The sequence below is a fragment of the Pseudescherichia sp. genome (genome assembly GCF_031979925.1).
GTDB lineage: Bacteria > Pseudomonadota > Gammaproteobacteria > Enterobacterales > Enterobacteriaceae > Pseudescherichia.
The window spans coordinates 339374-351762 of sequence record NZ_DALZFB010000002.1 but is presented as its reverse complement, the minus strand read 5'-3'; the positions used below and the strand labels follow the sequence as shown (position 1 = coordinate 351762).

Annotated in this window: 12 protein-coding genes, 2 tRNA genes and 1 pseudogene; 3 read left to right on the top strand and 12 right to left on the bottom strand. The window is 44.9% G+C overall.

Going from position 1 to position 12389, the window contains the following annotated elements:
• Positions 1-20: 20 nt before the first annotated feature.
• Together RTM13_RS05065 and RTM13_RS05060 are read right to left on the bottom strand one after the other, a co-directional pair.
• Positions 21-284, bottom strand: coding sequence for an XRE family transcriptional regulator (locus RTM13_RS05065; protein ID WP_312210656.1), 264 nt, complete (start codon positions 282-284; stop codon positions 21-23).
• A gap of 39 nt (positions 285-323) precedes the next feature.
• Positions 324-500, bottom strand: a complete 177-nt coding sequence (locus RTM13_RS05060; protein ID WP_312210653.1) for a hypothetical protein — start codon at positions 498-500, stop codon at positions 324-326.
• A 156-nt stretch (positions 501-656) separates the two neighbouring features.
• On the opposite strand from RTM13_RS05060, the gene RTM13_RS05055 reads away from it, so the two are divergent.
• A complete protein-coding gene (locus RTM13_RS05055; RefSeq protein WP_312210652.1) occupies positions 657-1451 on the top strand; it encodes a hypothetical protein in 795 nt (264 codons plus the stop codon).
• A 509-nt stretch (positions 1452-1960) separates the two neighbouring features.
• On the opposite strand, the gene RTM13_RS05050 is transcribed toward RTM13_RS05055, so the two are convergent.
• The 8 genes and pseudogenes from RTM13_RS05050 to ghrA all read right to left on the bottom strand — a co-directional run bounded on the left by RTM13_RS05050 (position 1961) and on the right by ghrA (position 8516).
• Complete coding sequence (locus RTM13_RS05050) at positions 1961-2230, bottom strand: hypothetical protein (protein ID WP_312210651.1); 270 nt, start codon at positions 2228-2230, stop codon at positions 1961-1963.
• 24 nt (positions 2231-2254) lie between these two features.
• Positions 2255-3433, bottom strand: a complete 1179-nt coding sequence (locus tag RTM13_RS05045) for a hypothetical protein (RefSeq protein WP_312210649.1) — start codon at positions 3431-3433, stop codon at positions 2255-2257.
• A gap of 123 nt (positions 3434-3556) precedes the next feature.
• Complete coding sequence (locus RTM13_RS05040) at positions 3557-4156, bottom strand: hypothetical protein (protein ID WP_312210647.1); 600 nt, start codon at positions 4154-4156, stop codon at positions 3557-3559.
• Between the two features lie 18 nt (positions 4157-4174).
• On the bottom strand, positions 4175-4324 hold the full coding sequence (locus RTM13_RS05035) for a hypothetical protein (RefSeq protein ID WP_312210645.1): 150 nt from the start codon (positions 4322-4324) through the stop codon (positions 4175-4177).
• A gap of 689 nt (positions 4325-5013) precedes the next feature.
• Positions 5014-5286 (bottom strand): hypothetical protein, encoded by a 273-nt coding sequence (locus tag RTM13_RS05030; RefSeq protein ID WP_312210643.1) that lies wholly within the window; start codon positions 5284-5286, stop codon positions 5014-5016.
• A 3-nt stretch (positions 5287-5289) separates the two neighbouring features.
• The gene (locus RTM13_RS05025) at positions 5290-7047 is read right to left on the bottom strand and encodes a recombinase family protein (protein ID WP_312210641.1); all 1758 of its coding nucleotides are present in this window, start codon (positions 7045-7047) and stop codon (positions 5290-5292) included.
• Between the two features lie 53 nt (positions 7048-7100).
• A pseudogene (locus RTM13_RS05020) lies at positions 7101-7508 on the bottom strand (PHP domain-containing protein); the annotation flags it as partial.
• A gap of 69 nt (positions 7509-7577) precedes the next feature.
• Entirely contained in the window at positions 7578-8516 is a 939-nt protein-coding gene (ghrA, locus tag RTM13_RS05015; protein ID WP_312210640.1) for a glyoxylate/hydroxypyruvate reductase GhrA, read from the bottom strand.
• A gap of 242 nt (positions 8517-8758) precedes the next feature.
• Between ghrA and RTM13_RS05010 the strand changes: the two genes are divergently transcribed.
• Positions 8759-8846 (top strand) — tRNA-Ser (locus RTM13_RS05010).
• 444 nt (positions 8847-9290) lie between these two features.
• Positions 9291-9378, top strand: a tRNA-Ser gene (locus RTM13_RS05005).
• 437 nt (positions 9379-9815) lie between these two features.
• Here the strand turns inward: RTM13_RS05005 and phoH are convergent.
• The gene (gene phoH / locus RTM13_RS05000; RefSeq protein WP_312210638.1) at positions 9816-10604 is read right to left on the bottom strand and encodes a phosphate starvation-inducible protein PhoH; all 789 of its coding nucleotides are present in this window, start codon (positions 10602-10604) and stop codon (positions 9816-9818) included.
• 501 nt (positions 10605-11105) lie between these two features.
• Complete coding sequence (gene efeB / locus RTM13_RS04995; RefSeq protein WP_312210636.1) at positions 11106-12389, bottom strand: iron uptake transporter deferrochelatase/peroxidase subunit; 1284 nt, start codon at positions 12387-12389, stop codon at positions 11106-11108.

The window sequence follows — 12389 nt, the reverse complement described above, 5'->3', positions numbered from 1 at the left end:
TAATTGTACTGGTATTTTTTTTACTTAATCTCTGCCCCAATATCTTTCATCTTAGAAAGTACTTTTTCGAGTTCTTCTTCATTCAATGCTAACTGTGCTGCCAGGTAGAACAAGATGTGCAGAGACATATCGCGGGGAGCCGTACCGCCAGTGTACTTCCGCCACTGGTTGTTACTCGATACCCCAGCAAGATCTGCCATCTGGTTTCCCGTGTACCCAAGCTGTGATTTCAACTCATTGAGATCTTCGGTACTTGGTGGTGTGTATTGGTCAATCAGTCGCATATGCTCCCCAAAGCAAAAAGCCCCTTTCGGGGCTTCGTGTTAGATAAATTTTATGAGTAGTGCTGTCATCGTTGCCACTGCCCCGATCAGGCCAGTAGCGACTACTATCGGATACCAGGCTGATTCTCTGTTGAGTTTACTCGTCTCAGCGATCAGCTTTGCGATCTCTGCGTGAATTTTTTCGAGTTCGGCAGTGGTCATTTCGTTGGTACTCATCGTTCATCCTCTCGGGTTGTCGGGCTGCGACTATTCGCTACCCTGTGAAGATAATATAGCCCCTTTGGTGCTACTTTGCAAATTATTTGTACAGCTATTTTAATCGTCGTATTATTCAGTTATCCGCCCTGTTATATTTTAATTGATTAGCATTAAATGGATAAATTTTACACAAAACCCGATTACGCTTTGTACTGCATGGATGTAGTTAAATCTAGAATCAATTTATCAGAAATGCATTTTTTTGAACCCTGCGTAGGTGATGGTTCATTTTACAACCTCATGCCCATTGATCGGCGTAGCGGATATGATATTCATCCGAGAGTACCCAATGTACCAGCACGTAATTTCCTCATACAACGTTCATTAGTCAATAATGGATTACCAGTTTGTGTTGTGAGTAATCCACCATTTGGGCGGTTATCATCAGTTGCAGTAAAATTTTTTAATAAATGTGCATCATTCCCAGATGTATGTTTTATCTGTTTCATTGTCCCCCTAACATTTAGAAAAGCAGCAACACAAAATAAACTGAATGAATCTTTCCATTTAATACATGATGAGGAATGCCCTAAAAAATGTTTTCTCATTGATGGCAGGGAACATCACGTACCAACATGTTTTCAGATATGGGAACGACGCGAATTCTTAAGACCCAAAAACATAATTAAAAACGACTCAGAGTACTTTGAATTTTGTACCAAAGAAGTAGCAGATATTCAGATCAAACGTGTCGGTACTAAAGCCGGAGAGATTGCGGAACTTGGTCATGAACATAAAGATGCTGCCATGTACTACATCAAATCGCCACATAAAGGGCAAATAAAAAAAGTCATGGAATCAGAACATTATATTAATGACATTATCGGTTTACGCAATAGTACGGCAGGGGTTTATTGTGTGAGTAAATCAGAATTGGTACAAACAATTGAAAAGCACATTTCATTTTGAAGAATTTATGATGCACTGTAGGATGGGGTAAAAAAATGGATCGGGTATCGCTTCGCTCCCGTATGTACTGAATGGGGTTTATGTACATGACAATAATCGATAAAAAAATCGAAATTGCTTGCTGCGGGTATCGCCAAAGGCGGTACTTGCGAGAGCTATTTCAAGCCGAAAGCGACGTCGCTTTCGAGCTTCCCTTCTCTATTAAAAGAAATCCATGTACATATTACATAATGTACTCATAAGTACTATTAGATACACGAATCCAGATTCATGGCCGTTCGGCCGAACGGCAACAATCTTTCATAACTATTCGATTTTACTCATTCGCCTTGCTCATTCGTAACAATCGAATAGTTATGGGGTTTTAATTGAATTAAGTACATATAAAAAAAGGGACAACCTCTCTTATAATAGGAAGAGATGTCCCTTTTTAGTTTAACCCCTTCAATATGTTCCCCTTACCTAAAGTGCTTTACCAAAAACAAAAAAGGGGGCTTAATGCCCCCTCTTCATTTCGGTTCAACTGATAAAGTACTTTGCAATTCATGAAAATTCTCACCTACAAACTGTGGATATTTTTTAATGGTTTTTTCCACCCATTTATGAAACCGAATCATTGTATCTGCCCGGTGATTCCATTTGTTTTTCCAGTTTTTGAATAAGTTCTTCAATGCATCACATACATCAAGTACATGCAGATTTTTCAAGGAGTTCAATCCAATATCTATTTTTGATACAGAACCGGATGGGATACTATTTGCAATACCATCATCATACACATACACAGTAACACGTTCGGTACTTTAATAGTTACGTACACAGGTACGATATACAAATTGATAAAATTGCTCCGTTTCAAATTCCCGAAGTGCATCTTCTCTTGTTAGGTCAAAGAGATCATTTAGGTATTCTTCGGCTTGAGGATGTGCATTACATGCCACCATGAATACACATGTATTGTAGCCCGTATAACCATTAAGACCGCGTGTTACTACTGGTACACGTGCACCGGGTAATCTGAAAGTACTTTTATCGTTAGTAGTCCAGTAGTAAGAATCTGCTGGTACATTATCACTAATCCATTTCTGTACTTTCTCAATATTGGCACAATTCTTTTTAAGCTGTTCCTTCGATAGTCCTTTATCATTCTTTGTTGTTTCGAAAAAGTACTTCACATCAATACGTGAATCATTAGTATTGATCTTCACATAATCCAAGGGTATTTTAACTTCCATGAATAGATGTGACCAGCGTTTATATAGTAATGAATTTTCAAAATCATTTGCCAGATATGTAATATCAATTCCTGCATCAACATAACGAGTGAGGTCATACCAACCAGCAATCACTAACTGATCGGCTTTACCAGTCAATGAATCTTCCAGCACTGCAATATGATGATAAAATTTCAATTTACGGTATTGTTCCTTCAATAAATCTACATCAGCAGATAATTTAATCTCATCATTAATCATTACCGACTTGTACTTCTTATTAACTGGATCATTTGCAGTACCACTAATCTCAAGGTACTCTGTCCCCGTAATAAACATCTTGTTATAGATATTGATAATCCCATCACGATCTGAATTACTGATACCACGAATCATTAAATCAAATGATTTTGTACAATCATCAATCCACACTCTCCACCCCACTAAACGATTAGGATCGATACGGTAGAACATTTTATCCGTAATCATTAGTACCTTTGGTTCCGTACATGTTAATGCAGTATTGATACTCGCCAATAGGTTACAACTGAAATCATCCTCAGATACAATCATCTCTGGGTTGTGGTGCTCTAAGTACCCATAGAACTGTTCCAACAATACTTTGGTACTTTGAACAATGATGTGATGTATCTGGTTGCCCGTTGCGATACCTTCATTGATCTCCTTCTGCATATGTAGTCCCTTCCCCGAACCACATTTGGTACTGATAAACTTCAAAAAATTCTGATGATAAATATTATTACTCATGATAAATCCTTTTATGTAAAAGTCGGCATCCTTGCCATTGCTAAAACAACCTAAGTACCAGAACGCCAAATTCTGGTACTTTTTTATTTCTTAAATGTTAAAAATTTTATCTAAGAATACATTTTAATATTTTAAAGTAACTCTATTATTTTTAATATCGTTACTGATTAAATTCTTTCTCTCGATAATTGCATCATACACTCGACTGTCGAAATTATAGGTACATTCGAATTTATATCTCAGTGCGACCTCTTGAAAATTTCTCATCTTGCCTTGCTGCCATGCTTTATGTGCTTCTGTCTCTGTCATAAAAGAACCTAAATGGTATTGCTTATGGTTATATCCAATATGTGCAATATATCTATTGCCCTTCTTTTGCGTACCCAATAAACTGTCTGATTTCTTATTAAACACAATTGATAAATTTACAAACTGAGGAACAAATACACAATACTCAGGGCAATAAACATTATTTCCTATTTTCAATAAATCTTTATCTAACTGAAAGTCTTCGTAATAGTTATTGATATAAAAATCATAAAAATTACTAATGAGTAACCATCTCTTACATACTTTCGTGTTAATATATGATGGATTTCTCTTCAAATTTGTTGGGTTATAACATCGATTAATCATATTCGTCCATAACCCATATACTGTATCTGAGGAATTTAACTCCATATCATTAACTGCACCTACCATTTCAAATACTTTTTTATTCATCCTTGAATCTCCTATCTTCTACTTTTTAAATATCATTTTTTGGTTTATTAGATAATGAATAATTCCACTTCTTGTTTTTGCCATTCCTGTTTCAATCAACTGATCGAGGAATAATGCTTGTGCCTCTGTAACTCGCAAATTTAATTGCACGGTTTTATTTTCTTTCATTGTTTCTCCTTTTGTATTTCAAAATTCCACAATTTTTCCGCAAAAAAGTACCTGCACGAAATGCAGGTAACTTCTTCGGAGGAAAATATAATGTCACCAGACGAATGCCTGATTGAGAAGAGTTTTCTATCTTTATTAATAGTATAGCACAGAATGCCTTTTTGTTTCACGTTTTTCTCTTCTCTGTTTTATTTATCAAATCAGGTCTAAATATAGTCACAAATACCAATAAAATCATTGAAATCGGCAACACCACAATAAAAAGTAACACTCTCAAAAACTCTACTAACCACATCATTGAAACCTCCTCATTTTGTATACAGTATTTATCATTGAGGGTCGAAAACGTGCCATAATGTGGAAAATTAAGGGGCAACTTAACCCTGAGATGGTTACTAAACATACAAATATCCCGTGTTTGCAGTGTATTTGTATACGTTTAGTGCATGAAATTTTCACCACCATACATAAAACGCTCTACAAGCCTCTATGAGCAACTTAAAGCTTAACTCACATAATCGCCTTACTTCAGATGAGATAACGCAACAGAGAGCCTCCTGTGATGTCATTTTTAAATGATTACTGAAATAACTGTATTGTTATTTGTTTCGGATGGAATCTGAAAGTACTTGAGGAAGAGTGAAGGTACTTGAGTACAAAAAAAAAGCCCCATAAGGGGCTTCACGATTCTACCTAAGCTTTTCAGCAGATTGAACAATTTTCATATAGTTTGCGTAATGAATAGTGCCTTTTCCAGTATTGATATAATCGTCAATAGCTTGTTTCAAAAGTACAATAAATTCTTTTAAAGTCATTTCATCATTGGCTTCATAGGTGAAGTACTTACCATCGACTTTGATACCTTTGCCTTCACAGGGTATGAGGTACGTAGCAAGAAGACCCCAATATTTGTCATTTAAGATCATAATGGTTCTTGCGATAATCACATCATCCAAAGTCATAATCTATTTCCTCGGCCAGAACATTTTACCGTCTAACTCTGGATAGCCAACTACCTGTAACATGTTCTTCGCTGCGTTGAGCATACTCATTGAGTCATCATGTAGCCGGGCATACATTGATACCATTTCCTTCAGCATATCTTCTGGTATCTCAATTGTACTTTCAGTTTTAACTTTTTTATCTTCTGTGAAAGGCATGTTACCCATGTGATAGCCCCATTCATATGGCTTCTCACCTGCACTAAAGTTGAAGTACTCTTCATGGCCTTTAATCTGGAAAGATAGGTACAAGCGGCGTTCTACTTTCCAAGCTCTAACATCACCAATACTACTCTTAACAATATCACGTAGCTTCATGCGGTACTCATGATCTACCGTCTGAATCACATTCCAGTGTGCATAGTTGAAAAACTGCATCATCAATTCTTCAAAGGTATTATCCTGTGCAAGAATTTGTTTACGAGTAAGTACTTCTAACTCAAGTTTCAGATCATTACGTTGCACATCTAACGCACGCATAGTACCAATAACTTCATCAACGTTACCTAACCCGTTTGCGACGAGAGTAGTTAGATTACTAATGCGGCTGCTTAGATCTTTTACTTGTTGTTCGGCATCCTTAATTTTTAGGGTATAATCTTCTTTTTCAACCCCACCTCTTTGGTTCATATCGATATGTGCCATTGTTACAACTAACATTAAACAATGTTCGACTAACTCACCTGGTAAAGACCATACACGACACCCATTCTTACCGTAACGACCCTTCTCACATACATACCGAATTGTATCCTTATGACGCATTGCCATCATGGTACTACCACAATGACCGCAGCGGAAAACTTTCATACCAGACAATAAATTAATATTATTTGGTTCTTCACTAACTCGACCTACATATTTTGTGGTTTCACGGATTTGTTGTAAGCGTAAGTATTGACCATGAGTAATAAGAGGAGGAAAATAATTCTCCAATTCGTAATTTTGTCCATCAACCGTTATTTTACGCATACCATATACGGCTGGGTTAATTCTTAACTTACGAATATTTGCATGATCCCAGCTCTTGCCATCTTTCCATTGTAACGGATATGTTGCGTTTAAATACTTACAGACCGAAAAAACGCTTTTTCCTTCCATGAACATATCAATCGCATCTTTAGCAACTTTCCAATATTTCGGGTGACGTTTTACCGCTTCATGTTGGTTTGTACTTGCATCAATCCACCAAGGGTGAGAACCGATACTTTTAATTGTTGTTGGTTCACCTTCTTGAAAACGACGAATTAAAACTAAAGCATTACCATTGGTTCTTAGCTGTTTAGTTTTGCTCTCTTCATGTGCTCGGGAAAAAAGTAAAATACTTTGTAGTAGATCCATCGAGTTTTCATTAACTGATTCTGCTGTATATACCTTTTTATCCGCTCCAGTGACTATGGTAATACCAAGTTCTAATACATCATTAAACAGACCTACCGCCGTAAGTACCTTGTCCCTGGAAATCCTATCTAATGCCTCAACGTATAAAATACTGTTTGATTCAATGTACCCCTGCTCAACGGCACTAATGAAGGCGGCCAAAGCACCTCTACGGCTGTTAACAGATTTGAATGCTGAGATTCCGTCATCGACAATTTCTACTAACTCAAGACCGTTAGCCTTTGCATACTCTTTAGCACCAAAGCTCTGCCTATCTTTTGTTGTCCCCTCTTTCTGGACTGCACTACTCCAACGTTGATATGAATACAGTTTTTTAGCCATTTTCTACACTTTTCCTATGAAAATCAATAATCTATTTAGTGTGTAGAAATTACTCTGGGGTTGCCCGGATGGCTGATAATATGCACGTTACCGCTGGCCATGGTGGCAATCATCGCCTCGGTGTTCGTCGCCTGGTCCTGCGGCGCGAATACCGGCTCATGGAAGCCGGCAATGATGAGATCTAACGCGGGCAGCATCGGCCCGGTGCAATCAATCTCACCGGCGGTGTTTTTAATATTGGCCTCGATGCCGCGTAGGATCCCTACCCCATCCACCAGCCGTGGCCAGATACGCATGTTCACAAAGTGCCAGTAGTGCGGAGCATCCGCCATATCGGGGCCGTGATCGGTGATAGCAAAAAGCTTAAGGCCTTTGCTTTTGGCAATCGCAATATAGTCGTGGAGGGTACTGTAAGCGTGGGTGCTGGCGACGGTATGCATGTGCAGGTCAACGGGGTACATGACGCTCTCCTCTGTTAATAATGCTCAAGGATAACAGGAATTATTACCCTTTTTAATGAAAACCCGGTGCTAGTAGCCGCGGGTCCGGTCAACCTGTCCGGCTACCGGTTCGCCCTGCTCCAGCTTTGTGATGGTTCGGGCAATATAGTCGATAGCCTCATTCGGGCGCGTCACGGCAGCAATGTGTGGGGTCATTGCAACCTGCGGATGCGCCCATAGCGGGCTGCTGGCCGGAAGCGGCTCTTTGCTAAAGACGTCCAGCATGGCACCTTTCACTTTGCCGCTATCGAGCGCTTTAAGAAGATCTTCTTCAACAACATGCACGCCGCGGGCAAGGTTAAGCAGATAAGCGTTATCCACCAGTTGGTTCAGCAGCGGTAAATTAATAATGCCCTGGGTCTCTGGGGTATTAGGCAAGAGGTTAATCAAGACGCGGGTTCCTTTCAGGAAATTCCCCAGCTCGGCTTCGCCGGCAAAGCTCTCAACTCCGGGCCAGGATTTGCGGCTACGACTCCAGCAGCGCAGCGGGAAGCCCCATGCCTGAAGGCTTTCAGCGACTTTCGACCCCAGCACGCCTGCGCCAAGGATGCCGATGGTAAAGTCTTTGCGTTGGTACTCCTCCAGCTCTTGCCAGCGGGCCTGTTGTTTTTGCGCCTGGTAATCATCAAAGCGTCGGAACCAGTGCAATACCTGGCTCACGGCATACTCCTGCATCTGCAATGCCATGCCGGTGTCCTCGAGGCGGAACAGCGGAATGGATTCCGGCAGCATATCCGGGTTGGCGTTAAGCTGGCTAAGAATGGAGTCCACGCCTGCGCCGAGAGCAAAGACCGCTTTCAGTTTACGGCCCTGCAACATTTCTACCGGAGGATGCCAGACCAGCGCATAGTCGGCGGGTTCGTTATCGCCTGGCTTCCATTCACGGACCCGTGAATGGGGAAGTGCCTGGGAAAGTTTATCCAGCCAAAATTGCGTATCGAATGACGGGTGATAGAAGATGATATCCATACTGACTCCAGATGCGATCGTGCTTTGGTTTCGTTGAATTGTTATCTATTGATGAGGATAACAAATTTGTTCTGCGCTCAGGGATAAAGGTTACTGATGATAAAAAAAACAGTTCCTGGATATTTAGAAAGCACGTTGCTTGAAGTTTGTCTAAACGCGCTAAATTATTGAAAAAGAGGATTGACGGAGGGAGCGGATTTCCCTACATTAGCGCCGTCCCAGCGATGCTGGGAAGACAATATGGTGAGGTGTCCGAGTGGCTGAAGGAGCACGCCTGGAAAGTGTGTATACGGCAACGTATCGGGGGTTCGAATCCCCCCCTCACCGCCATATTTCAGATAAGAGCCTGTACGCAAGTACGGGCTTTTTTCTTTTATATTCTCGCTATGGGGGGATGAGAACCTCCGACCGGGGTTCGACAACGGGCAGTTGCCCGTTGGACAGACCGGGAGCGCAGCGAGCGGGCTGCCCTTTAGGGCGAGCGAAGCGAGTCAATCCCCCCCGGTGGCGAGCCCTTCTCTGCTCCTGATTCCCCGGTGGCGCTTCGCTTACCGGGGCTACGGTTTGTGCCACATTTTAGCATCCATGCCCGATGTCTGGACGTAGGTCGGATAAGCGGAGCGCCATCCGGCGATGATTTATATTGCCGAATGGTGCATTTGCTCACGGCTTAACCGAACGCACTTGAAAGCAGAAAATAAGCTTGACCGTTTCAGTGCAACTCCCTATAGTAGCGCCCCGTTGCCCCCGAGAGGAAGGCAGCAAAAACAATATGGTGAGGTGTCCGAGTGGCTGAAGGAGCACGCCTGGAAAGTGTGTATACGGCAACGTATCGGGGGTTCGAATCCCCCCCTCACCGCCATATTTGAAGAGAAGCTCGCATGCAAATGCGGGCTTTTTTTTCGCATGTAGCACCCCGCAAGGGGGGATAAGAACCCCCGACCGGGGTTCGACAACGGGCAGTTGCCCGTTGGACAGACCGGGAGCACAGCGAGCGGGCTGCCCGTCAGGGCGAGCGAAGCGAGTCAATCCCCCCCTCACCGCCATATTCGAAGAGAAGCTCGCATGCAAATGCGGGCTTTTTTTTCGCATGTAGCACCCAGCGGGGGGGATGAGAACCTCCGAACGGGGTTCGACAACGGGCAGTTGCCCATTGGACAGACCGGGAGCGAAGCGAGTCAATCCCCCCCGGTGGCGCTACGCTTACCGGGGCTACGATTTACACCCAACCCCTACTCCCCAAAAAACAAAGCCCGGTTACCCGGGCTTTGCAATCAGATTATTAATTACGTTATTTCATCAGTAGTAGGCCAGGAGCGTTCGCTGGCAGAGGGCCGAGCGCACGCAGTCATCTTTCGTGAAGCGGACTACGCCAACCATCTCATCTTCCTCAAAACGTGCCAGCGCATCGCTCAGGCCGGACTGGACGCCCGACGGCAGGTCGCACTGGGTGATGTCGCCGTTTACAATCACGGTCACGTTCTCCCCGAGGCGTGTCAAAAACATCTTCATTTGCGCGGCGGTCACATTCTGAGCCTCGTCAAGAATCACGACCGCGTTTTCAAATGTACGTCCGCGCATATAGGCGAACGGCGCGATTTCCACCTTACCAATCTCTGGCCGCAGGCAGTATTGCATGAAGGACGCTCCAAGGCGTTTGACCAGCACGTCGTAGACGGGCCGGAAGTAGGGAGCGAACTTCTCCGAGATATCTCCGGGTAAGAAGCCAAGATCTTCATCGGCTTGCAGGACCGGACGGGTGACGATAATTCTGTCCACATCCTTATGGATCAGGGCTTCCGCCGCTTTCGCTGCGCTGATCCAGGTTTTACCGCATCCTGCTTCACCTGTTGCAAAGATTAGCTGTTTACTCTCGATAGCATTCAGGTAGTGCGCCTGAGCTTCATTGCGCGCGACAATTGGCGAGTTATCACGGCTATCCCGCGCCATACCAATTGATTCAACGCCGCTCATCTGCACAAGCGAGGTGACCGACTCTTCTTCACGCTGTTTGTGGCTGCGCGAATCTCGTCTCAGCACACGTTTTGCTTCACGACGAGCTTTGATCACTGCTTTCTGTCTTCCCATGGATAGCACCTTGAGTTGTAGGTTTACATCACACGTGCCGCTGCCGGCACGATTATGCGCACGAACGTCTGAGGTTTGGCTTCCTTGTAAGCCATGACTTGCTGATGAAAAGACGCGGTAAACCCACCCACTGTGTCGTTTGCCACGTCGGTAAATTCAGTTGTTTTGCTGAGGGAAGAGGAGATTCTGGCGGTGAGACGATCGCTATCGGTGGCGTACTGCCCGCACCGAACATGGCGGTTTGAGTGTTCTGATTGTCCTGAGCCGGACCTTACCATTCGCGATCTCCATAGTGAATCGTTCACTGCCGGGAACTACCGCTGTTGATATAAGTAAAACAAAAATTTTCATAAAAGCAACATTATATTTACCTAAATATAACGAGCCTGCCCTCTTACCTGGAGTCAGTTTCTGACATTAATATTACAAAAATATAACAGAATTGCGCTCATAGTAAAAAATGATAGCTCTCCCCTGCCCCGCAGGACAGAGGAGAACGGGTTACGCCTCAAGCAGCGACTGAGCGAGATAGTGTTGCGTATCTTTCACGCCGGGCAGCGCAAAGAAGTAACCGCCGCCGATTGGCTTGATGTACTCCTCCAGCGCTTCGCCGTTGAGCCGCTTCTGCACCGTCAGGAAGCCCTTCTCCAGATCGTGCTGGAAGCAGACAAACAGCAGGCCCATATCCAGCTGGCCGGAGTTGGTTACCCCCAGCGAGTAGCTGTAGCCCCGGCGCATCATTAGGTTCACCTCGGTCTCCGGCGTACGCGGGTTGGCAAGGCGGATATGGCTGTCGAGGGCAATCACCTCACCCTCCGGATCGCGCGTGTAGTCCGGCACGTCATGCTCATGCTGCATACCCAGCGGGGCACCGCTCTGCTTATCACGCCCGAAGATAGTCTGCTGCTCCTTGAGCGGCGTGCGATCCCAGAACTCGACGTGGAACTGAATAATGCGCACCGCCTGATAGCTGCCTCCCACCGTCCAGGCCGGCTCCTGCTGGTCGGGAGTCACCCACACCACGCGCTTCATTAGAGCGCCGTTCTGCCCGTCCGGGTTGCCGGTGCCGTCTTTGAAGCCCAGCAGGTTGATCGGCGTCTCTTTCCCTTTGCTGCGTGCCGCGTGGTCAGAGATAAACCCTTCCCGCTTCCAGCGGATGCTGAGCAGATCCGGGGTATATTTAATGATATCGCGCAGGGCGTGGATCACCGTATCCCCGGTGTTAGCGCAGATTTGCAGCAGCAGATCGCCATGGCACAGGGCCGCATCCAGCGAATCATTGGGGAAGCGCGTCATCTTCTCCAACTTAGCTGGGCGCAGCGGGCCTAAGCCAAAGCGGTCATCAAACAACGATGCGCCCAGCGAGACGGTAATGGTCAGATTATCCGGGGCAATAAAGCCGCCAAGAATACCGGAGTCCATCGGCGGCATACGTGGATTAGGCGTATCCGGTGCCGGGCCACCGGCGGTTAAAAACGCAATCCGCTGGGTCAGCAGGCGAAACAGTCGCTCCAGCTCCGATTTGTCGCTGGCCAGCACGTCAAAAGCCACCAGCATCATTGAAGCCTGCTGCGGCGTCAGGATCCCCGCCTGATGGTTGCCATAGAACGGCTGGGTCTCCATCCGCGCATCCGGAGAGAGGGTGCCGGGAGCGCTTTTAGGCTTTGCCGCATGGGCTACCGGACAGCCGCCCGCCAGCGCCAGGGCGCCACCCAGCGCGCCCATGCCCTTCAGTAAACGGCGGCGTGAAGGCTCGCTCACGCCGTGCTCATCATGCTCTGTCAT

Excerpts from the sequence above, each read along its gene's own strand:
- RTM13_RS05065 (WP_312210656.1), bottom strand. The coding sequence starts at position 284 with ATGCGACTGATTGACCAATACACACCACCAAGTACCGAAGATCTCAAT.
- RTM13_RS05060 (WP_312210653.1), bottom strand. The coding sequence starts at position 500 with ATGAGTACCAACGAAATGACCACTGCCGAACTCGAAAAAATTCACGCA.
- RTM13_RS05055 (WP_312210652.1), top strand. The coding sequence starts at position 657 with ATGGATAAATTTTACACAAAACCCGATTACGCTTTGTACTGCATGGAT.
- RTM13_RS05045 (WP_312210649.1), bottom strand. The coding sequence starts at position 3,433 with ATGAGTAATAATATTTATCATCAGAATTTTTTGAAGTTTATCAGTACC.
- RTM13_RS05040 (WP_312210647.1), bottom strand. The coding sequence starts at position 4,156 with ATGAATAAAAAAGTATTTGAAATGGTAGGTGCAGTTAATGATATGGAG.
- RTM13_RS05035 (WP_312210645.1), bottom strand. The coding sequence starts at position 4,324 with ATGAAAGAAAATAAAACCGTGCAATTAAATTTGCGAGTTACAGAGGCA.
- RTM13_RS05030 (WP_312210643.1), bottom strand. The coding sequence starts at position 5,286 with ATGACTTTGGATGATGTGATTATCGCAAGAACCATTATGATCTTAAAT.
- RTM13_RS05025 (WP_312210641.1), bottom strand. The coding sequence starts at position 7,047 with ATGGCTAAAAAACTGTATTCATATCAACGTTGGAGTAGTGCAGTCCAG.
- ghrA (WP_312210640.1), bottom strand. The coding sequence starts at position 8,516 with ATGGATATCATCTTCTATCACCCGTCATTCGATACGCAATTTTGGCTG.
- phoH (WP_312210638.1), bottom strand. The coding sequence starts at position 10,604 with ATGGGAAGACAGAAAGCAGTGATCAAAGCTCGTCGTGAAGCAAAACGT.
- efeB (WP_312210636.1), bottom strand. The coding sequence starts at position 12,389 with ATGACAGAGCATGATGAGCACGGCGTGAGCGAGCCTTCACGCCGCCGT.